This is a genomic window from Paracoccus haematequi (assembly GCF_900631945.1).
GTDB lineage: Bacteria > Pseudomonadota > Alphaproteobacteria > Rhodobacterales > Rhodobacteraceae > Paracoccus > Paracoccus haematequi_A.
In genome coordinates this window covers 105,931-126,573 of sequence record NZ_UZWE01000028.1, presented here as the reverse complement: position 1 = coordinate 126,573, position 20,643 = coordinate 105,931, and the positions used below count along the sequence as shown (strand labels likewise).

Here is a 20,643-nt window from a genome sequence, read left to right as displayed (position 1 = left end):
CGAAGGCCATCGCCTTCGCCACGCCGCGACATCGTCACCGGAACCGCCGGGCCTCAAAGGCCCGGCCAGCGCCCGCCCCGCCCCCGGCGGGCGCCGGACGCCCACCGGGTCGGGCGCCGGCCTTCCCTGGTCGCGGGCGGCACCATCTCTGATGGCACCGTCGCGCGAAGGGCGGGGAAACGCAGTGCGTTTCCTTGTCCCGCCCTGCGACGTTTTTCAGGCCACCGCCCCGCGCAGCATCCGCAGCGGTTCCGTCCGCGACAGGCGCAGCACATGGGCCATGTAGGGTTGCGCCAGATCCTCGGCCCGCACCGCCGCGTAAAGCCGCCGGATGATGCCGCCCTGCGTCAGCGGCAGCAGCGCGATTTCCGCATTGGCGGATTCGCGGCGCAGCACCCAGTCGGGCATCACCGCCACCCCGCGCCCGGATGCGACCAGCATCAGCGACACGGCGGTCAGTTCGACCGTGCGCTGCCGGGCCGGTTCCACCCCGGCGGGCGTCAGGAACTGGCTGAACACGTCCAGCCGCGCTCGGTGCATGGGATAGGTAATCAGCGTTTCGCCGGCCAGATCGGCCGGATCGGCATAGCCCTTGGCCACCAGCGGATGATCGGCGGGCACCACCAGCGTGGGCGAATAATCGAACAAGGGCTGGAAGACGATGCCCGCCATCTCCTCGGGGTCGGACGAGATCACCAGGTCGACCTCTTGCCGGGCCAGGGCGGGCAGCGCGCCGAAGGCCAGCCGCTGGCGGATGTCCAGGTCCACCTCGGGCCAGGTCCGGCGAAAGATGTCCAGCACCGGCAGCAGCCAGTCGAAGCAGGCGTGGCATTCCATCGCGATATGCAGCCGCCCGATGCGGCCCGCCTCGACGCCCTTGAACTCGGCCTCGGTGGCGGCGACCAGGGGCAGCACCTGCTCGGCCAGCCGCAGCAGGCGCATCCCGGCGGGCGACAGGCGCATCGGCTTGGCGCGGCGGACGAACAGATCGACGCCCGCCTGCTCCTCCAGCGCCTTGACCTGGTGCGACAGGGCCGACTGGGTGATGTTCAGCACCTCGGCCGCGCGGGCCAGGCCGCCTTGTTCGTGGATCGCGCGGACGGTGCGCAGGTGCCGCAGTTCCAGATGCATGGTGAGGCAGACTCATGTTGATCTTGAGGATTATGAATTTGTCTCACGAGGCAGCGCGTGGCACAAGCGCCCAAAGCCAAAGGAATCGCCATGCCCCGTCCCCGGATCAGTTTCGAGTTCTTTCCGCCGAAGACGCTGGATGCGTCCTTCCGGCTGTGGGAAACCGCGCGGGCGCTGGCGCCGCTGGCCCCGGATTTCGTGTCGGTCACCTATGGCGCGGGCGGCACCACCCGCAAGCTGACGCATGAGGCGGTGACGACCATCCACCGCCATTACGGCATCCCCGTCGCCGCCCACCTGACCTGCGTCGAGGCCACGCGGGCCGAGACGATGGAGATCGTGCAATCCTATGCCGATGCCGGGATCCGCGAGATCGTGGCCCTGCGCGGCGACGCGCCCAAGGGCCAGGACCGCTTCAATCCCCATCCCGAGGGCTTCGCCAACACGGTGGAACTGATCGAGGCGATCGCCGCGCGCGGCGACATGACGATCCGGGTCGGCGCCTACCCCGAACCGCATCCCGACAGCAGCGGCGCGGACGCCGACGTGGCCTGGCTGAAGCGCAAGATCGACGCGGGCGCCACCAGCGCCATCACGCAGTTCTTCTTCGATGCCGAGACCTTCTTCCGCTTCCGCGACAAATGCGCCGCAGCCGGGATCGAGGCGCCGATCATCCCCGGCATCCTGCCGATCCAGGGCTGGGCCGGGGCGAAACGCTTTGCCGCGACCTGCGGCACCAGCGTGCCGAGTTGGGCCGAGGAGGCGTTTTCCAAAGCCGCCGCCGAAGGCCCGGCGGCCGAACGCGCCCTGTCCGAGCAGACCTGCGTCAAGCTGTGCCGCGAGTTGCTGGAGGGCGGGGCGGACCGGCTGCATTTCTATACGCTGAACCGGCCCGACCTGACGCTGGCGGTCTGCGGGGCGCTTGGGGTGGAACCGCTGGATCTGGGGGCGGTGGCCTAGCTGGGGGACTTCACGCCCCCCACTCGGGGCCTGCCGGCCCCTTCCTTGCTGAAAAAGGACCACTGGACCTTTTTCCGGGCGCTCGGAAGCCCCTGTGGGATGGTTAAGCGAAGATGAAAGGCTTCATTCGAAGCCCATCACTGTCGCGCGGGTCATGGCGCCGAAGCCGTTGAAGCGGGTGTTGGTCACGACCGAATAGGCGCCCGCGCCGTGGAAGATGACGTAATCGTCCTCGGCGATGTCGTCGGGCAGGGCCAATTCTCCCGGCAGCCGGTCCACCGAATCGCAGGTCGGGCCGAAGATCACGCGGCCGTTGCGGTCGCCCGTGCGGGGCTTGCCCTGCGGCGTCAACACCTCGATCCGGTCGATATTGCCGATGATCGGCAGTTCGGCCAGTCCGCCATAGACGCCATCGTTCAGGAACACGTCGGTGCCGTCGCGCACCCCCTTGACGCGGGTGATCAGCGCATAGGCGTCGGCGCAAAGGCCCCTTCCCGGTTCGCAGACCAGCGCGGGGGCATCGTCGCCGAAGCATTCCGTGACGGTGTCGGCGATCTCGGTGAAGATGGATTGCAGGTCGGGTTCCACCCCCACCACGCGGTGCGAGGGGAAGCCGCCGCCCACGTTCAGCCGCCGCGCCCGGACCCCAGCCATGTCGCAGATTTCCCTGGCCACGCGGATATAGCTTTCCCACGCGATGGGGTCGGTGCATTGCGTGCCCGGATGGAAGGTCAAGGAGGCGACATAGCCGCGTTCCGCCGCCAGCCGCAGCAGATCCGCCGCCAGATCCGGCGTGGCCCCGAATTTCGATCCGAAATCATAGGCCGCGCCCAGGACCGGCAGCTTGAAGCGGGGCGAGATCTCGACCCCCTGCCCGTCCACCTGGGTCGGCACCTGTTCGAACAGCTTTTCCAGCTCGCTGCGGCTGTCCACCGACCAGGCGAGGATCCCCTCGCGGACGCCATGCGCGATTTCCCGGCGCGAGCGGACAGGGTTGTGGTAATGACGCGCGGCGCGCGGCGCAAGACGGCCGATCAGGTCGATCTCGAACGGGGAAGCCACGTCGAAACCCTGGATCCCGGCGGTCACCAGATTCTGGATCACCGCCTCGTCCGGGTTCGATTTCACGGCATAGGTGACAAGGCCCGGAAAGCCGTCTAGAAACTGCCGCGCCCGGTCCTGCAACACCGTGGGCGCGAAGGCCATCACCGGATGGTCGGGCTGAAGATGGCGGATGATCTCGGCCGGATTGTCCCAGACGGTCTTCTGTGTCCCCATTGCGTGGGATCCTTTCGCGCGTTGGATGCGGGCGGGTGTCGTCAGGTCGAAGCCCCTTAACCCAGAATGGCGCTTTTGGGTTTCAATTTCACCGATGAAAAGGGTAGATTCGCGCCCCTTGCGCGCTATTATGCCGAACATTGTGTCATTTTGACGAAACAGCGGGGCCTCGCCGATTGGACGATCTGGATCGCAACATCGTGGCGCTGCTGTCGCAGGACGCGCGCACATCCATCGCGGTCTTGGCGCGGCGGCTGAAGGTGGCGCGGTCGACGCTGCAAGCGCGGCTGGAACGGCTGGAAACATCGGGCGCCATCGCCGGATACACCTTGCGCCTGGGCGACGCCGCCAGGCTGGGCCGGATCCGCGCCACCGTCCTGCTGGCGATCGAGCCTCGCAGCCAGCCCGCCATCTTGTCGCGGCTGAAGGCAATGTCCCAGGTCGAGCGGATCCACACCACCAGCGGCCGGATCGACCTGCTGGTGCAGATCGTCAGCGGATCGACGGCGGAACTGGACGAGGCCCTGGACCGCATCGGCGCCATCGACGGCATCCGGTCGCATGAAAGCCTGATCCACCTGACGACCAAGCTGGACCGCGCGGTCTAGCGCAGCCGGAACAGGTCCACGAAGTCCTGCGCGGCCCGCGCGTCGCCCGCCAGGCCGATCATCCCTTCGTCGGCCAGACGGGCCAGCGGCACCGGGCCATAGACCGCCCGCGCCAGGCTGTTGCCGTCGCCCTCCAGCGTGAAATCGCCCTGCGGATCGGCCAGGGCCTGGGGCCGCAGCACACCGTCGCCGGACAGGCGCTGCACGAAGCCTTCGCGCGCGGTACGGAAGGCGGCGGCGGCGACATGGCCCCGCGCGTCGCCGATCATCGCGGTCATGGAAATCATCAGCGCCGTGGGGCTGATGAAGCGCCGCGGATCATGGCCGGGATGGACCGCCCCCCAGCGGCACATCGCCTGCAAGACCGGCAGCAGCGCCCGGCCGCTGTCGGTCAGCGCATAAAGGCCCAGGGCCGCGTCATGGGTCAGCACACCCGATTGCGCCAACTGCCCCAGCCGCTGCGTCAGCACCGTCGCGGTGATCCCCGGCAAGCCCTGGCGGATCATCTGGAACCGCTTGGGCGCCAGCATCAGTTCCCGCACGATCAGCAGCGCCCAGCGGTCGCCGAACACGTTCAGGGCATGGGCCGCAAGGCAGCCCTCGTCATAGCGGATGCGCGTGGTTTCGCCGGCGTCAGTCATTTTTTCATACTATCAGTTGCTTTTTGATACTTCAACTGCCACGCTGCGACTCATCGGGGCCTGACCCCAGGGGAGGAATCAGATGACCTATATTTCCGGTTTCGTGGCCGCCGTGCCGCGCGCGAACAGGGACGCCTTCATCGCCCATGCCAAGGCTGGCTGGCCCTGGTTCCAGAAACGCGGCGCGCTGCGGATGGTCGAATGCCTGGGCGAGGATGTGAAGCCCGGCAAGCAGACCGATTTCTATCGCGCCACCCAGGCCAGGGAAGACGAGGTGCCGCTGTTTTCCTGGGTCGTATGGCCGGACAGGGCGACCGCCGACGCGGCTTGGGCGGGGATGCAGGACGGCACCGACGTGCCCGAGATGCCAGAGATGCCCTTCGACGGCGCGCGCATGTTCTGGGGCGGCTTCGCGCCCATCGTCGAGGAAGGCGAAAGCCGTCCCGGCAGCTATGTCCAGGGCTTCGTGCTGGCGGCGCCGGCGGACAGGAAGCAGGCCTATATCGACATGGCCAAAAGCGCGACCGAGATGTTCCGGGGCTATGGCGCGCAGTACCAGGTGGAATGCTGGGGCGACGATGTGCCCCACGGCAAGCTGACCGATTTCTATCGCGCCACCGATGCCCGCGACGGCGAGGTGCCGCTGTTTTCCTGGATCGAATGGCCTGACCGCGCCACCTGCGACGAGGCGGGCCGGAAGATGGAGGCCGAGATGGCCGACATGGAGATGCCCGAAATGCCCTTCGACGGGATGCGGATGTTCTGGGGCGGCTTCACGCCCGTCTTCGACAGCAAGACCGCGTAAGGGGGCGACCATGACCAAGGTTCACGGGCTTCCCGTCTGGTTCGAGCTTGCGACGACCCAGGGGCAACTGGGGGCGGCGGGCGATTTCTATGCCCGCCTGCTGGGCTGGCAGGTCGCCGATGCGGGGATGGAGGGGTTCGCCTATCACCTCGCCTCGTCCGATGGCGACATGGTGGCGGGTCTGATGGAAATCCCGGACGGGATGGCAGAGATGCCGCCGAACTGGACGATCTATTTCGGCGTGGACGATGCCGACCGCGCAGCGGCGGCGATCGCCGCCGCGGGCGGGCGGATCTGGAAAGAGCCGGCCGACATTCCCGGAACCGGCCGCTTTGCCGTCGCGGCCGATCCGCAGGGCGCGCCCTTCGGGATCCTCGCGCCGCTGCCGATGGCGGACGGCTCGGGCGGCGGGGCCTTCGATCAGCGGAGGGCCGGGCATGGCAACTGGACGGAACTGATGTCCAGCGATCCGGCGGCGGGATTCGCCTTCTATGCGGACCTGTTCGGCTGGTCCAAGGGCGAGGCGATGGACATGGGCGAGATGGGCACCTATCAACTGTTCCGCCATGACGGCGCCGATATCGGCGGCATGATGGGCCTGGGCGGCGCGCCGCGACCCTGCTGGCTGGCCTATTTCGGCGTGAATGGCGTCAACCCGGCCATCGCCCGGATCCGCGAAGGCGGCGGCACGGTCCAACACGGCCCGCACGAGGTTCCGGGCGGCGCCCATATCGCCGTCGCCACCGATCCACAGGGGGCCTGGTTCGCCGTGGTGGGTCCGCTGGAGACGGCGGCATGACGCTGGTCCTGACCACCTATGACTGGGTGCCCGACTTTCCGCGCGGCTTCGTGCGCGACCTGCGCGTCCGCTGGCTGCTGGAGGAACTGGGCCGCCCCTATCGGGTCGAAACCGTGCCGATGAAGGACCGCACCGCCGCGCATCTGGCAAGCCAGCCGTTCCACCAGGTGCCCTTCATCCGCGACGGCGACCTGACCCTGTTCGAAACCGGCGCGATCCTGCTGCACCTGGCCCAGGGCACCGCGCTGATGCCCGACGCGCAGCGCCCGCAGGTCCAGCAATGGCTGATCGCCGCGCTGAACAGCGTCGAGGTCTGTTGCATCGCCTGGATCCTCGCCCGGTTCTTCGACAAGGACGAGGCGGGCGCGGCCCGGCGCGAGCCGCTGGTCCGGCAGCGGCTCGCGCAGGTGCAGGCGGCGATGGCGGGGCGCGACTGGATCGCGGGCGACGCCTTCACGGCGGCCGACATCATCATGGCCGACGTGCTGCGGATCCCGGCGCAGAACGGGCTGCTGGACGACCTGCCGCAGCTTGCCACCTATCTGGAACGCGCCACCGCGCGGCCCGCCTTTCGCAAGGCCCTGGCCGACCAGATGGCGCATTGGCGGGCGGCGGATGCGCGCCGGGGGGCGGCATGATCCGCCCCGGCCGCAACATCGCCATCAAGGTTCCGCAGCATCGCTGGGACGAGACGGTCGCCTTTTACCGCGACCGGATCGGCCTGCGCGTGACAAGGGAACTGTCCGCCAGCATGGGCTTCGACTTCAACGGCTTCACCCTGTGGATCGACCGCGTTCCGCAACAATCGCAGGCGGATGTCTGGCTGGAACTGTTCAGCGACGACCCCGATGCGGCACTGGCCCGTCTGGGCAGCCCGCAACGCGACGAACTTGAACCGCTGGACGGCGTGACCGGCCACTGGACCTCGGACCCGGCAGGCGTGGTGGTGCTGGTCCGCAAGCCGAGAGAGGGCGAGGAATGAGCCTGATCCTCTTTGGCCACCCGTTGTCCAGCTATTGCCAGAAGGTGCTGATCGCCCTGCATGAGTCGGGCGCTGATTTCAGCTTTCGCCACATCGACCTGTCGGCCTATTTCGAACGCCTGCTGGCGCGGCCCTCGGTCATCCGGGTGCTGGACGAGGCCAAGCCCTGGCTGCACTGGTTCCCCTTCGCAGACCGGATTCCCGCCCGGTTCCGCTGACACTTGGCCTTTGCGCAGCCTTTCGCTAATCCATCCCCAAGCAAGGGGATCGCCGACATGAGCATGGACAAAAGCTTTGACGCCAAGGCCGCCGAGGCGCGGATCAGCGCCCAGTGGGAACAGCAGAACGCCTTCGCCGCCGGGGCCAACGCTTCGCGCAGCGAAACCTTCACGGTCATGATCCCGCCGCCGAACGTCACCGGCAGCCTGCATATCGGCCACGCCTTCAACAACACGCTGCAAGACATCCTGGTCCGCTGGCACCGGATGCGCGGCTTCGACACGCTGTGGCAGCCCGGCCAGGACCATGCCGGCATCGCCACGCAGATGGTGGTCGAACGCCGCATGGCCGAACGCCAGGAACCGGGCCGCCGCGACATCGGGCGCGAAGCATTCGTCGAAAAGATCTGGGCCTGGAAGCAGGAATCCGGCGACACGATCATCAACCAGTTGAAGCGGCTTGGCGCCTCCTGCGACTGGTCGCGCAACGCCTTCACCATGTCAGGCGCGCCCGGCGCCCCTGAAGGCGAAGAGGGCAATTTCCACGACGCGGTGATCCGGGTCTTCGTGGACCTGTATGACAAGGGCATCATCTATCGCGGCAAGCGGCTGGTGAACTGGGATCCGCATTTCGAAACCGCGATCAGCGACCTGGAGGTCGAGAACCGCGAGGTTCCCGGCCATATGTGGCATTTCAAATACCCGCTGGCGGGCGGCGAGACCTATGAATACGTGGAACGCGACGCGGACGGCAACGTCACCCTGCGCGAGGTCCGCGACTATATCAGCATCGCCACGACGCGGCCCGAGACCATGCTGGGCGACGGTGCGGTGGCGGTCCATCCCGACGACGCCCGCTATGCCCCCATCGTCGGCAAGCTGTGCGAAATCCCGGTCGGGCCGAAGGAATATCGCCGCCTGATCCCGATCATCACCGACGAATACCCGGACCCCGCTTTCGGCAGCGGCGCGGTCAAGATCACCGGGGCGCATGACTTCAACGACTATGGCGTGGCGATGCGCAACAACATCCCGCTGTATGCGCTGATGGACACCAAGGGCGCGATGCGCAGCGACGGGCTGTCCTATGCCGAAAGCGCCGCCGTCGCGTCCCGCGCCGCGCGGGGCGAGGATGTGGGCGACGTGTCCGACGTGAACCTTGTCCCCGAGGATCTGCGCGGCCTCGACCGGATGGAGGCGCGCCGCCGCGTGGTCGAACAGATCAATGCCGAGGGTCTTGCCGTCACATACCTGCACAAGGAAATCGACGCCGAAACCGGGGCCGAGCATCTGGAACGCCGTCCGCTGGTCGAATCGAAGCCGATCATGCAGCCCTTCGGCGACCGCTCCGGCGTGGTGATCGAGCCGATGCTGACCGACCAGTGGTTCGTTGATACGAAGCGCATCGTCGGCCCCGCGCTGGAGGCCGTGCGCGACGGCCGCACCCAGATCCTGCCCGAACAGCACAGGAAGGTCTATTTCAACTGGCTGGAAAATATCGAGCCGTGGACGATCAGCCGCCAGCTTTGGTGGGGGCATCAGATTCCGGTGTGGTATGGTCTGGACATGACCGCCCCCGAGGGCTTTCAGGACGACGAGGGCGACGGCGCCCTGGATGAGGTCGAACTGTTCGAGCTTTTGGTCGACGGGCTGGTCCAGCGTGGCGAGATCCACCACGCCGCCGCCGATTTCAAGGCCGTCGCCGACCGGTTCCGCGCCGATATCGTCGATCTGCCGCAGCCCCTTGAAATCTCGCGCGTGATCGAGGTCGAAGACCGCGAGGCGGCCATCGACGCCCTGGCGCGGGGGCTGGCCGAATACAACCTGACGCAGGATCCGACCAGGCTGGTCTATCCCGTCTGGCGCGATCCCGACGTGCTGGACACCTGGTTCTCGTCCGGCCTCTGGCCGCTGGGCACGCTGGGCTGGCCCGAACAGACCGAGGCGCTGCGCAAGTATTTCCCGACTGACGTGCTGGTCACAGGCTTCGACATCATCTTCTTCTGGGTCGCCCGGATGATGATGATGCAGCTTGAGGTGGCGGGCGATATTCCCTTCCGCACCGTCTATGTCCACGGTCTGGTGCGCGACGAAAAGGGCGCGAAGATGTCGAAGTCCAAGGGCAACGTCATCGACCCGCTGACGCTGATCGACGATTTCGGCGCCGATGCGCTGCGCATGACGCTGACCGGCATGGCCGCGATGGGCCGCGACCCGAAGCTGGGGCCGAAGCATGTCGAAGGGGCGCGGAATTTCGTCACGAAGATCTGGAACGCCACGCGGTTTGCGGAAATGAACGGCGTGCGCGGCGGCGGCGCCCTGCCCCAGCCGACCCACACGGTGAACCGCTGGATCATCGGAGAGGTCGCGCGGATCCGCATGGCCACCGACGAGGCGCTGGCCTCCTATCGCTTCAACGACGCGGCGAACGGGCTTTACGCCTTTGTCTGGGGCAAGGTCTGCGACTGGTATGTGGAATTCGCCAAGCCCCTGTTCGACGGCGACCATGCGAGCGAGACCCGCGCCACGATGGGCTGGGTTCTGGACCAGTGCTATCTGCTGCTGCACCCGATCATGCCCTTCGTGACCGAGGAACTGTGGTCGCTGACCGGCGACCGTCCGAAGATGCTGGTCCATGGCGACTGGCCGGCCTATGGCGCCGAACTGATCGACACTGATGCGGACCGGCAGATGAACTGGGTGATCGCCCTGATCGAGGCGGTCCGGTCCGCCCGCGCCCAGATGGGCGTTCCGGCGGGTGCCAAGCTGGACCTGATCGTGACCGAGGCTGACGATGCCGCCCGCGCGGCGCTGTCCGCCAACGCACCCCTGATCGAGCGGCTGGCGCGGGTCAATGCGCCGGTGGACGGCGCGGCGGGCAAGGGCATGATCGCCGTCGCGGCGCAGGGGGCGAGCTTTGCGCTGCCCATCGGCGACGTGATCGACGCGGGCGCGGAAACGGCGCGGTTGCAGAAGGCGGTGGCGAAATCCGAGAAGGACGCGGACGGGCTTCGCAAGCGGCTGTCGAACCCGAAATTCGTCGAGAATGCCGAGGCCGAGGTGATCGAGGAAACCCGAGAGAAGCTGGCCGCGCTTGACGACGACATCGCCCGTCTGCGCGCGGCCCTGGCGCAGCTGGCGGCGCTGTAATGGTCGGCGGCGGCGCTTGCCGGGAAGGCAGGCGCCTCCGGCGGGGGTGTTTGGACAAAGAAGAAGCCTAGAGCGTGGCGAGCGCGCGCGGCAGGGCCTGTTCCAGGATGTCAAGCTCGGCATCCGGGCCGCAACTGATGCGGATGCAGCGGTTCAGGGGCGCGACGCCGGGCATACGGACAAAGACGCCCTGACCGGCCAGGGCATCGACCAGGCGGCGGGCGAAGGCGCCGTCGCGATGCGTGTCGAGCGCCACGAAATTGGTGGCCGAGGGCAGCGCGGTCAATTGGTTCCGGGCGCCGATCGCTGCGATGCGGTCGCGGGCGGCGGCGACCTGCGCGACCCCTTGGGCCAGCCAGTCCTGGTCCTGCAAGGCGGCAAGTGCGCCGATCTGGCCGATGCGGTTCATGCCGAAATGGTTGCGCACCCGGTCGAAGGCGGCGATCAGGTCGGGATGGCCGATGGCATAGCCTACCCGCGCGCCCGCCATGCCATAGGCCTTGGAAAAGGTGCGCATCCGAATGACGCGCGGATCGTCGGCAGAGATGGCCGGGATCGCCTCTGCGGGGGCGAATTCGGCATAGGCCTCGTCCAGGACCAGCAGGCTGCCGGGCGGCAGGGCATCCACCATCGCAGCAATCGCCGCGCCGTCCTGCCAGCTTCCCATCGGGTTGTCGGGATTGGCCAGATAGATCAGCCGCGCCCCGGTCTGCCGGGCGCGTTCGGCCAGAGCCTGCGGATCCTCGGCATCGTCGCGATAAGGCACCTTGTCCAGAACCCCGCCGAAGCCCGCGACATGGAAGTTGAAGGTGGGATAGGCCCCATCCGAGGTTACCACCACATCGCCGGGCGCGACCGTCAGGCGCACCAGAAGCCCCAGCAGCCCGTCGATGCCTTCGCCCACCATGATGTTTTCGGGCCGGACGCCGTGATGGGCGGCCAGCGCCGCCGTCAGGTCGAAGCTGGTCGGATCGGCGTATTTCCAGACCTCTGCCACAGCCGCCTGCATCGCGGACACCGCGCGGGGGCTGGGACCGAAACCGTTTTCATTGGCGCCAAGCCGCGCGGCGAAGGGGCGGCCCGACTGACGCTCCAGCGTTTCGGGTCCGACAAAGGGGACGGTCGCGGGCAGGCCCGCCGGGATCGGGGCAAGGCGGACCATCAGAAGGCGCGGAAGGTCATGGTGGTCAGCGTGCGGCTGATATGGGGAATGTCGAACAGCTTTTCGGACAGGAAGCGGCCGACATCCTCGTCCTCGGGGATATAGACCTTGGCGATCAGGTCGTAATCGCCCGAGGTCGAATAAAGTTCGCTGACGACTTCACGGTCATAGATGGCCTCGGCGACCTGATAGGTCTTGCCAGGCTCGCAGCGGAACTGAACGAAGACGGGTCGCATATTGGCCTCCTTTGCCGGTCGGCGCCACGTTAGACCGCCGCGGCCGGACGGGTCCAGACCCCCCGCGCATGGCCGCGCCAGAACCGCGCCATCAGCAGCACGGCCGCCACTGTCAGCCCGACGCAAAGGCCCAGCCACAGACCGGCGGGCCCGAAACCCAGCGGGAAGGCCAGCCCCCAGGCCACCGGCATGCCCACCACCCAATAGCTGAACCCGGCGATCCACATCGGCACGCGGGTGTCATGGACGCCGCGCAGGAAGCCCAGGGCAATCACCTGGAAGGCGTCGGTCAGCTGGAACAGCGCGGCATAGACCAGCAGCCCCGCGCCAAGCGCCACGATGGCGGGCCCGCGCGGATCGGCGGGGTCAAGATACAGGCGCACCAGCCCCTCGCCCGCCAGCAGGTAGACGGCGATGGCCAGGGCCGCGAAGGCCAGAGACATGCCGATCACCGTGATCGCCGCGTCGCGCATCCAGGCGGCGTCGCCGCGCCCCTTGGCCTGGCCCACCCGGACCGTGGCGGCGTTCGACAGGCCCAGATGCACCATGAAGGTGATCGAGGTGATTTGCAGCGCGATCCCATGCGCGGCCAGTTCCTGCGTGCCGATCCAGCCCATCATGATGTTCGATCCGACGAACAGCCCGCCCTCGGCCACCAGGGTCAGGCCGATGGGCCAGCCCAGGCGGAACACCTGGCGCAGGGCAGCCCAGTCGGGTTTCCAGAACCGCTGGAACAGATGATACTTGCGCGTGGCGGGCAGCCAATGGGCATAAAGCGCCAGGACCGCAAGCTGCATGGTCTGGACGATCACGCTGGAGATGGCAGCGCCGCGCACGCCCAGTTCGGGAAAGCCCATGTTGCCGAAGGTCAGCAGCCAGATCAGCGCGATGTTCACCGGCAGCCCTGCGAGCGTCACCCACATCACCACCTGCGCCCGCTCCAGCGCCGCCAGATAGGAATTCAGCGCCAGCGCGCACAGCATCGGCAGCAGGCCCCAGCCGGCGATGCGCAGGAAATCCTGCGCCAGCGCGGCCACGGTTTCGGTCTGCCCCAAGGCCAGAAGAATCGGGCCGGAGAACCAGAACAGCGGCAGGCACAGGATCGAATGGATCGCCGACAGCCATAGCGCCATGCGGGCGGCGCGGCGCACATCCGTTTCGTCGCCCCGCGCGACAGCGGTCGCGATCAGGCCCATGACGCCGGTGCCATAGCCCATGCCCAGGAAATACAGGATGTGGATCATCGACGTGGCGATGACCAAGGCCGCCAGCGCCTCGACCCCGTACCAGCCCAGCATCACCGTGTCGCTGACATGGATGCCCATGCGCGCCAGATGGCTGCCGATCAACGGCAGGCCCAAGGCCAGGGTGGCAGTGATATGGGGAAGATAGCGGGCCATGCGGCTGGCTTAGCGCGAGGCTTGGGGTTTCACAATCTGCAAGTCGGCAGGGCAGTTTACCCCAGGCGTTGAAAGCTGGGTTGGAGAAACGCTTGGGGTGGGGAGTCTTGCCGACAGACCGGGATCAACCGGGAACGGAGAGACAAAACCAAGGCTGCGCTGAAACCCGGCAAAAGCAGGTTGAGCCAATTGCCGTCATTCGTCGAATTGGCCTGCGGTTGTGAGAATATCAGACATCTCGGCGCGCACCGCCTCATGATCAAAGCCAATCAGACCTCTCGCGATGGCGACCTTCGCAGCCAATTCATGGAAAAGCTGATGTGAAGCAATCAAGGCCCGCTCGCTATCGATCAAGCTAAAGGTCGCCCAACACCCTTCGAGACGTTTCTGCGTCTCTGTGTCCATCCATTGCCGCATTCTGGTCCCAAGATAGCGAACGTCACGGCTGCCACCATATCTGAGGAGATGGTCCCATTCGATCATGCGCAACAGTTCCGATTTGAGATCGCTGTCTCGGATTTTCACGGACCACGGTTCATTTCTTACAATCGCCTTAGCGGTCATCAGAGCCGCTGCACTGGCCCAGTTCACACACTCATCATAGGTTTCCTGATCCGGCAACGCGGCCGGAGGCTTGGAACGTCTGAACTTCTGTGCAGCACCATCCTTATCGAGCAAGACCCGGAAAGGCCGATCATAGACACCGCTCGCTACGGTCACGTCGACAAGCGTGAAATCCAACTTGCCACCAGAGTAGTAGATTAGGCGCGTCGGCTGACCATCAGCGTCTTCTAGTTTTTCGACTGCCAAGACGGTGCCCAAGGCGTTCCACCAATAATCGTCCCGTTCGAGAGCCTTGGGATCTCGAAGGTGTATTTCAATGTCGCGATCCGACAGAGGATGATCGCTGGCAGCGGCGGCTGAACCCGTCAGCACGACACAACGAATGTTTCTATCAGACCTCGCCCAATTGATGATGTCACGGAGGACGCTATCATAATCCATGGTTTGCTCATCTGCTCTGCACTGACCCTAGAAAGTGCAGCTAGCTTACTGTCGACCGGCAGCTTTGTCCGCATAGCAGCCATCCGATAAAGCGCCAACCGGTCCGGTCGACCGCCTCCGCAGGCTTGTTCCGGCCCACGAAGCCCCCACCACAGCTATCCCGCCCTATTTCCTGTCTACCGTCACGATCCGTAGCCGCCGGACCGATTTCTGGATTCGTCCCCGCACCTCGTCGGGTTCGGTGGCGACGGCCTGGATCAGCGCGCGCATGTCGCCGCGCGCGGTGTTCAGCTGGTCGATCAGCGACATCACCATGCCCAGGGAATCCGAGGGCAGGTCGTAGAAATCCGACAGGTCGCACAGCAGTTGCAGCCGCGCCAGGTCGGTTTCCGTATAGGCGGCGCCCTGCGGGGTGACCACAGGCGTCACCACATGGGCCGACACGAAGGACCGCAGGCGGTCCGGGTCCAGGCCGTCCAGGATCGCCACGACCTCGGCTTCGGAATAGTGACGGGCCATCGCTTATCCCTCCGCTTTCATCCCGGCGCGCGGATCATAGGGGTGATCCTTGCGCCACTGCTCGAAGAACCGGGCCAGGTCGTCGTCGACCTTGGGCGGCATCACGACCTTCAGTTCCACATGCTGGTCGCCGCCGTTGATGCCGCGTCCGCGCAGGCGCAGCTTCTGGCCCGTGGTCGCCCCCTTGGGGATGGTCAGGTTCACCGGACCGTCGATGGTGGGGGCGGTGACCTTGCCGCCCAGCACGGCCTCGGGCAGGCTGATCGGCAGGGTCAGCAGGATGTCGTCGCCCTCGCGCCGGAAATCGGGATGGGGGGCGACGCTGATCGTCAGATAGGCATCGCCCGCGCCGCCCTGGCCCAGGCCCTGGCCGCCCTTGCCCTTCAGCCGGATGGTCTGGCCGTCGCGGACCCCCCTGGGGATCGTGACCTCCAGATCGCCGCCTTCGGGCAGGGTGATGCGGGTCTTGCCGCCCCGCGCGGCGGTCAGGAAATCGACCTGGAGCGAGAAGCGGTAATCCTGCCCGCGCACATGGAAATCGCGCGGATCGTCATACTCGTGGCCGCGATGAAAGCCGCCGCGCCGCCCGAACAGATCCGAGAACACGCCGGACAGGTCGGGGTCGCTGTCGAAGCCGTAGCTGCGGGCATAGGGGTTTCCCGCCGCCTCGGCATGGTCACGCCAGGCGCGGCGCTGCGGGCGTTCCTGGCCCTGGTCGTCGATCTCTCCCGCGTCGAAGCGGCGGCGCTGTTCGGGATCCTTCAGCAGGTCATAGGCGGCCGAGGCCGCCTTGAAGCGCGCCGTCGCCGCGGGATCGGGGTTCAGGTCGGGATGATCCGCCTTGGCGATCCTGCGATAGGCCTTCTTGATGTCGGCGTCGCTGGCCGATTTCGTCAGTCCCAAGGCTGCATAAGGATCGCCCGCCATGACCTGTCCTCGTGTCCGTGCTTTCGGATCAAATAGATAGGCAGGACGCGGCGTTCATCAATAGGGCAGCGGATATTGCTTGTGCAGCCGGTCGATGGCCTTGCGCAGATCGTCGGGCACCGCCTTGCCCAGGCCCGCCAGCAGGCGGTCCAGCTGGTCGATGCGCGTGGCGCCGATGATCGGCACCACCTTGAAGGGACGGGTGGACTGCCAGGCGATCGCCATGTGGATCGGATCCCAGCCGTGTTCGGCGGCAAGGGCGTGATAGGCCTCGGTCGCGGCCACCCCCTGCGGGGTCTTGCGCCCGCCCAGGTTGCCCAGGCCGCCCGTCGCCTTGTCCACCGCCGCGCGGCTGCCGTCGGGCATCGCGCCGCCGGAATACTTGCCCGACAGCAGCCCGGCGGCCAGCGGGGAATAGGCCAGCAGCGTCACATCCTCGTTCACGGCGACCTCGGCCAGATCGGTGTCGTACAGGCGATAGAGCAGCGAGTATTCATTCTGGATCGAGGCCATGCGCGGGGCGCCCAGCCGGTCGGCCGTGTCGCACCAGCGGGTCAGGCCCCAGGCGGATTCGTTCGACAGGCCCACCGCCCGGATCTTGCCCGCCTGTCGCGCCGCCGACAGCGCGCCCAGCACATCGGCCATGTGGTCCAGGGTCTGCTGTTTCGATTGCTTCGAGGGGTCATAACCCCAGTTCTGCCGGAAGGCATAGCTGCCCCGCACCGGCCAGTGCAGTTGATAGAGGTCGATCCGATCCGTTTGCAGCCGTTCCAGCGAGGCGTCGATGGCCGCCGCGACGATGGCGCCATCGAAGGGCGCGCCATCGCGCACCATCTGGCTGGGTCCGGTGATCTTGGTGGCGACTTCCACCCGGTCGCGGTTGCCGCGCCGCGCCAGCCAATTGCCGAGGATGGTTTCGGTCAGGCCGATGGTCTCGCGCCGGACAGGGTTCACGGGATACATCTCGGCCGTGTCGAGGAAGGAGATCCCCGCATCCAGCGCGCGGTCGATCTGGGCGTGGCCGTCCGCCTCGGCCGTCTGGTTGCCGAAGGTCATGGTGCCAAGGCAGATTTCGCTGACCTCGACATCGCTGCCGCCCAGTGTCACGCGCTTCATGGGGAATCCTTTCGTCCGTTCGCGCGCACGTTAGCGATCACGCGCCGAGGCGCAAGGCCGCGCCGCCGCCGGTATCGGGCCTTCAGGCGCGTTGGTACCCGGCCGAGGCGGCGATCAACTGCCGGGTATAATCCTGCCGCGCGGCCCCCCGGCGCAAATCCTCGACCGTCATTACCTCGACGATGCGGCCCTGCTGCATGACGGCCAGCCGGTCGCACATATGGCCCACCACGGCCAGGTCGTGGCTGACCATCACATAGGTCAGCCCATGTTCGGCGCGCAGGTCCGACAGCAGGTTCAGGATTTCCGCCTGCACGCTGACATCCAGCGCGCTTGTGGGTTCGTCCAGCAGCAGCAGGCGCGGCTCGGCCGCCAGGGCGCGGGCGATGGCGACGCGCTGGCGCTGCCCGCCCGACAGCTGGTGGGGATAGCGAAAGCGGAAGCCGCGCCCCAAGCCCACGTCGTCCAGCAGCCGGGCGATCCGGCGGTCGATGTCGTCCATGCCTTGCAGGCGCAGCGCTTCCGACAGGACCGCATCGACCGAATGACGGGGATGCAGACTGGCATAGGGATCCTGGAAGACCATCTGCACGGTCTTGTAGAAGGCCCGGTCGCGGCGGCGGGCGGCGACGGGTTGGCCCGCGACCTCGATCCGGCCGGACCAGGTGTCGATCAGGCCGGCGATGGCGCGCAGGATCGTGGACTTGCCGCTGCCGGATTCTCCCACCAGGCCGAAGCTTTCGCCGGGGGCCACGGTGAAGCCCGCGTCCTTCACGGCATCCACGCGGGCCGGAGGATGGCCGAACCAGACGTTCAGGTGTTCGACCGTCAGCATGGGCGGGACCGTGGAGGCTGGGTATTTGGGCAAAGAAGAAGCATCAGAGCCCTCCGGGAAATTCGGTTTCCAGGCTTTCGGCGATCGGGTCGCCGTCGCGCCAGCTGTCCTGGCGTTGCAGGACCGGCAGGCGGTCCTGCGGCGCGTCAAGGCGCGGCAGGCTGTTCAGCAGGCCGCGGGTATAGGGGTGGCGGGCCTGGTGCAGGTCGCGCGCGGCCAGCGTTTCGACGATCCGGCCCGCATACATGATCAGCACCCGGTCGCAGAATTGCGCGACCAGGTTCAGGTCGTGGCTGATGAAGATCAGCCCCATGCCCCGGTCGCGGACCAGGCGGTCCATGATGTTCAGAACCTCGGTCCTGACCGAAACGTCCAGCGCACTGGTCGGCTCGTCCGCGATCAGGATTTCCGGATCGGGGGCCAGCATCATCGCGATCATGATCCGCTGGCCCATCCCGCCCGAGACCTCGTGCGGATAGGCCTGCATCACCCGTTCGGGGTCGCGGATCTGCACCGCGGCCAGCATGTCCAGCGCCTTTTGCCGGGCCGCCGCGCGGGCGCCGCCGGCATGGAGGCGATAGGCCTCGACGATCTGGTCGCCGATGGACATCACCGGGTTCAGGCTGAATTTCGGATCCTGCATCACCATGCTGATCCGCCTGCCCCGGATCTTGCGCATCTTGCGTTCGGGCAGGTTCAGGATGGACTGGCCTTCAAGCTGCATCCGGTCGGCGGTGACGAGGCCCGGCGGGCGGACCAGGCCCAGGATCGAGCGGCCGGTCATCGACTTGCCCGACCCCGATTCGCCCACCACGCCCAGCCGTTCCCGGCCCAGGTCGAAGCTGACGCCGCGCACGGCCTCGAAGGTGCCCTGCCGGGTCGGAAAGGTCACGCGCAGGTTCCGGACGGACAGCAGCGTCATGACTTGGCCCCCTTGGGATCCAGCACGTCGCGCAGCCCGTCGCCCAGCAGGTTGAAGGCCATCGAGACGATGAAGATCGCGATTCCCGGCATGGCGGCGACCCACCAGAAGTCCAGGATATAGGTCCGCCCATCCGAAATCATCGCCCCCCATTCCGGCATCGGCGGCTGCGCGCCAAGGCCCAGGAAGCCAAGGCCCGCCGCCGACAGGATGATCCCCGCCATGTCCAGAGCCACCCGCACGATCAGCGAGCTGACGCAGAGCGGCCAGATATGTCTGACCAGCAGCCGCAGCGGCCCCGCGCCTTGCAGCCGGGCGGCGGCGATATAGTCGGCGTTGCGGATCGTCAGCGTTTCCGCCCGCGCCAGCCGCGCATAGGGCGGCCAGGCGGTCAGGGCCAGCGCCAGCACGGCGTTGGTGATACTGGCCCCCAGGGCCGCGACGAAGGCCAAGGCCAGGATCAGCTTGGGGAAAGCCAGGAAGATGTCGGTGATCCGCATCAGCACCTGATCGACCCAGCCGCCCGCAAAGCCCGCCACCGTGCCGATGAACAGCCCGATCACCGGCGCGATCAGCGCCACGGTGCCGACGATGAACAGCGTGATGCGCGAGCCATGGATCAGCCGCGACAGGATGTCCCGGCCCAGGTGGTCGGTGCCCAGCCAATGCGCGGCGGATGGCGGTTGCAGCCGGTTCGCCAGGTCCTGCGCGAAGGGGCTTTGCGGCGACAGCCAGGGCGCGAGGGCCGCCATCGCGATCAGCACGATCAGCACGATCAGCCCGAACATCGCCAGCTTGTTGGCGCGAAAGGTCAGCCAGCCCTGATACAGCGCGCCCAGCCGGGCCTGCCTGCGGGTCTGCGGCGCGTCGGAGAGAAGCCAGTTCCGGCGTGCGGCGTTCATTTCGACCTCGGGTCAAGGAAGCGATACAGGATATCGCTGAGCAGGTTCAGCGCCACGAAGCAGGTGCCGATCACCACGGTCCCGCCCAGGACGGCGCTCATGTCGCCCGACAGCAGCGCCTTGGTGATGTACTGGCCCAGGCCGGGCCAGGAAAAGATGATCTCGGTCAGGACGGACCCTTCCAGCAGCGACCCGAAGGACAGCGCGATCACGGTGACCAGCGGGATCGAGATGTTGCGGAACGCGTGGCGCCAGATCACCGCCCGTTCGGACAGGCCCTTGACGCGGGCGGTGGTGATGTATTCGGCCGACAGCTGTTCCAGCATGAAGCTGCGGGTCATGCGGCTGATATAGGCCAGGCTGTAATAACCCAGCAGGCTGGCGGGCAGGATGATATGGCTGAACGCGTCCTTGAACGCCGCCCAGTCGCCCGCGATCAGCGAATCGACCAGGATCAGGCCGGTCACGGTCGGCACCATGCCGTCATAGATGATCCCCTGCCGCCCCGGCCCTCCGACCCAGCCCAGGATGCCGTAGAACAGCAGCAGCCCCATCAGCCCCAGCCAGAAGATCGGCATGGAATAGCCCACAAGCGCCACCACGCGGGCCACCTGATCCACGATCCCGCCCCGGCGCGCGGCGGCGACCACGCCCAGCGGCACGCCGACGAAGACGCCGATCAGCGTGCCCAGCGTCGCCAGTTCGAAGGTCGCCGGAAAGACGCGCAGGATGTCGTTCACCACCGGCTGCCCGGTGGAGATGGAGCGCCCGAAATCGCAGGTCAGCACGTCGCCCAGATAGCGCGCGAACTGCACATAGAGCGGCTGGTCCAGCCCCATCGCCTGATAGGCGGCGTCGTATTGCGCCTGGGTGGCGCGGTCGCCCACCACCTTCAGCACCGGGTCGATGGGCATCACCCGGCCGATGATGAAGGTGACCAGCAGCAGGCCCAGCATCGTCAGGACCAGCGACAGCAGCGTCCCTCCGATGCTGCGGACGCGGCGGCGGCGGGCGGCGGCGCGGTGGTCGGGGGGCGGTGCCGCCGCC

General features: G+C 67.0%; 22 protein-coding genes. 8 read left to right on the top strand and 14 right to left on the bottom strand.

What is annotated here, in order from left to right:
* Positions 1-216: 216 nt before the first annotated feature.
* Positions 217-1,131, bottom strand: coding sequence for a LysR family transcriptional regulator (locus tag PARHAE_RS08690; RefSeq protein ID WP_126154211.1), 915 nt, complete (start codon positions 1,129-1,131; stop codon positions 217-219).
* A gap of 90 nt (positions 1,132-1,221) precedes the next feature.
* Between PARHAE_RS08690 and metF the strand changes: the two genes are divergently transcribed.
* Positions 1,222-2,091: a methylenetetrahydrofolate reductase [NAD(P)H] gene (gene metF, locus PARHAE_RS08685; RefSeq protein ID WP_126154210.1), complete on the top strand. Its 870-nt coding sequence runs from the start codon at positions 1,222-1,224 to the stop codon at positions 2,089-2,091.
* 123 nt (positions 2,092-2,214) lie between these two features.
* On the opposite strand, the gene PARHAE_RS08680 is transcribed toward metF, so the two are convergent.
* Positions 2,215-3,369 carry a type III PLP-dependent enzyme domain-containing protein gene (locus PARHAE_RS08680; RefSeq protein ID WP_126154209.1) on the bottom strand — a complete coding sequence of 385 codons (1,155 nt, stop codon included), beginning with the start codon at positions 3,367-3,369 and terminating at the stop codon, positions 2,215-2,217.
* A gap of 176 nt (positions 3,370-3,545) precedes the next feature.
* On the opposite strand from PARHAE_RS08680, the gene PARHAE_RS08675 reads away from it, so the two are divergent.
* Entirely contained in the window at positions 3,546-3,977 is a 432-nt protein-coding gene (locus PARHAE_RS08675; RefSeq protein ID WP_126154208.1) for an Lrp/AsnC family transcriptional regulator, read from the top strand.
* On the opposite strand, the gene PARHAE_RS08670 is transcribed toward PARHAE_RS08675, so the two are convergent.
* On the bottom strand, positions 3,974-4,618 hold the full coding sequence (locus PARHAE_RS08670; protein ID WP_126154207.1) for a winged helix-turn-helix transcriptional regulator: 645 nt from the start codon (positions 4,616-4,618) through the stop codon (positions 3,974-3,976). The two genes, PARHAE_RS08675 and PARHAE_RS08670, sit on opposite strands and share 4 nt — an antisense overlap.
* 82 nt (positions 4,619-4,700) lie before the next feature.
* Between PARHAE_RS08670 and PARHAE_RS08665 the strand changes: the two genes are divergently transcribed.
* From PARHAE_RS08665 to PARHAE_RS08640, 6 genes are read left to right on the top strand one after another with little or no spacing between them, the layout of a single operon-like run.
* Positions 4,701-5,423: a DUF1428 domain-containing protein gene (locus tag PARHAE_RS08665; RefSeq protein WP_126154206.1), complete on the top strand. Its 723-nt coding sequence runs from the start codon at positions 4,701-4,703 to the stop codon at positions 5,421-5,423.
* 10 nt (positions 5,424-5,433) lie between these two features.
* Complete coding sequence (locus tag PARHAE_RS08660) at positions 5,434-6,222, top strand: VOC family protein (RefSeq protein ID WP_126154205.1); 789 nt, start codon at positions 5,434-5,436, stop codon at positions 6,220-6,222.
* Entirely contained in the window at positions 6,219-6,860 is a 642-nt protein-coding gene (locus PARHAE_RS08655; RefSeq protein ID WP_126154204.1) for a glutathione S-transferase family protein, read from the top strand. Before PARHAE_RS08660 ends, PARHAE_RS08655 begins: the two co-directional genes overlap by 4 nt.
* Positions 6,857-7,204 carry a VOC family protein gene (locus tag PARHAE_RS08650; protein ID WP_126154203.1) on the top strand — a complete coding sequence of 116 codons (348 nt, stop codon included), beginning with the start codon at positions 6,857-6,859 and terminating at the stop codon, positions 7,202-7,204. The genes PARHAE_RS08655 and PARHAE_RS08650 overlap by 4 nt, the downstream gene beginning before the upstream one ends.
* A complete protein-coding gene (locus tag PARHAE_RS08645; RefSeq protein ID WP_126154202.1) occupies positions 7,201-7,422 on the top strand; it encodes a glutathione S-transferase N-terminal domain-containing protein in 222 nt (73 codons plus the stop codon). Before PARHAE_RS08650 ends, PARHAE_RS08645 begins: the two co-directional genes overlap by 4 nt.
* Positions 7,423-7,479: 57 nt before the next feature.
* Entirely contained in the window at positions 7,480-10,572 is a 3,093-nt protein-coding gene (locus PARHAE_RS08640) for a valine--tRNA ligase (protein ID WP_126154201.1), read from the top strand.
* Between the two features lie 67 nt (positions 10,573-10,639).
* On the opposite strand, the gene PARHAE_RS08635 is transcribed toward PARHAE_RS08640, so the two are convergent.
* The 11 genes from PARHAE_RS08635 to PARHAE_RS08585 all read right to left on the bottom strand — a co-directional run bounded on the left by PARHAE_RS08635 (position 10,640) and on the right by PARHAE_RS08585 (position 20,585).
* A complete protein-coding gene (locus tag PARHAE_RS08635) occupies positions 10,640-11,734 on the bottom strand; it encodes a pyridoxal phosphate-dependent aminotransferase (protein WP_126154200.1) in 1,095 nt (364 codons plus the stop codon).
* Positions 11,734-11,970, bottom strand: a complete 237-nt coding sequence (locus PARHAE_RS08630) for an Lrp/AsnC ligand binding domain-containing protein (protein WP_126154199.1) — start codon at positions 11,968-11,970, stop codon at positions 11,734-11,736. Before PARHAE_RS08630 ends, PARHAE_RS08635 begins: the two co-directional genes overlap by 1 nt.
* 29 nt (positions 11,971-11,999) lie before the next feature.
* The gene (locus PARHAE_RS08625; RefSeq protein WP_126154198.1) at positions 12,000-13,370 is read right to left on the bottom strand and encodes an MATE family efflux transporter; all 1,371 of its coding nucleotides are present in this window, start codon (positions 13,368-13,370) and stop codon (positions 12,000-12,002) included.
* 195 nt (positions 13,371-13,565) lie between these two features.
* Positions 13,566-14,375, bottom strand: coding sequence for an aminoglycoside 6-adenylyltransferase (locus tag PARHAE_RS08620; RefSeq protein ID WP_126154197.1), 810 nt, complete (start codon positions 14,373-14,375; stop codon positions 13,566-13,568).
* 165 nt (positions 14,376-14,540) lie between these two features.
* On the bottom strand, positions 14,541-14,894 hold the full coding sequence (locus PARHAE_RS08615; protein WP_126154196.1) for a hypothetical protein: 354 nt from the start codon (positions 14,892-14,894) through the stop codon (positions 14,541-14,543).
* 3 nt (positions 14,895-14,897) lie between these two features.
* Positions 14,898-15,821 carry a DnaJ C-terminal domain-containing protein gene (locus PARHAE_RS08610; RefSeq protein WP_126154195.1) on the bottom strand — a complete coding sequence of 308 codons (924 nt, stop codon included), beginning with the start codon at positions 15,819-15,821 and terminating at the stop codon, positions 14,898-14,900.
* 57 nt (positions 15,822-15,878) lie between these two features.
* On the bottom strand, positions 15,879-16,937 hold the full coding sequence (locus PARHAE_RS08605) for an aldo/keto reductase (RefSeq protein ID WP_126154194.1): 1,059 nt from the start codon (positions 16,935-16,937) through the stop codon (positions 15,879-15,881).
* Between the two features lie 82 nt (positions 16,938-17,019).
* The gene (locus tag PARHAE_RS08600; RefSeq protein WP_126154193.1) at positions 17,020-17,772 is read right to left on the bottom strand and encodes an ABC transporter ATP-binding protein; all 753 of its coding nucleotides are present in this window, start codon (positions 17,770-17,772) and stop codon (positions 17,020-17,022) included.
* Between the two features lie 43 nt (positions 17,773-17,815).
* Positions 17,816-18,694, bottom strand: a complete 879-nt coding sequence (locus tag PARHAE_RS08595) for an ABC transporter ATP-binding protein (protein WP_126154192.1) — start codon at positions 18,692-18,694, stop codon at positions 17,816-17,818.
* Entirely contained in the window at positions 18,691-19,596 is a 906-nt protein-coding gene (nikC, locus tag PARHAE_RS08590; RefSeq protein ID WP_126154191.1) for a nickel transporter permease, read from the bottom strand. The genes PARHAE_RS08595 and nikC overlap by 4 nt, the downstream gene beginning before the upstream one ends.
* Positions 19,593-20,585 (bottom strand): ABC transporter permease, encoded by a 993-nt coding sequence (locus PARHAE_RS08585; RefSeq protein ID WP_277600657.1) that lies wholly within the window; start codon positions 20,583-20,585, stop codon positions 19,593-19,595. The genes nikC and PARHAE_RS08585 overlap by 4 nt, the downstream gene beginning before the upstream one ends.
* Positions 20,586-20,643: the final 58 nt, after the last annotated feature.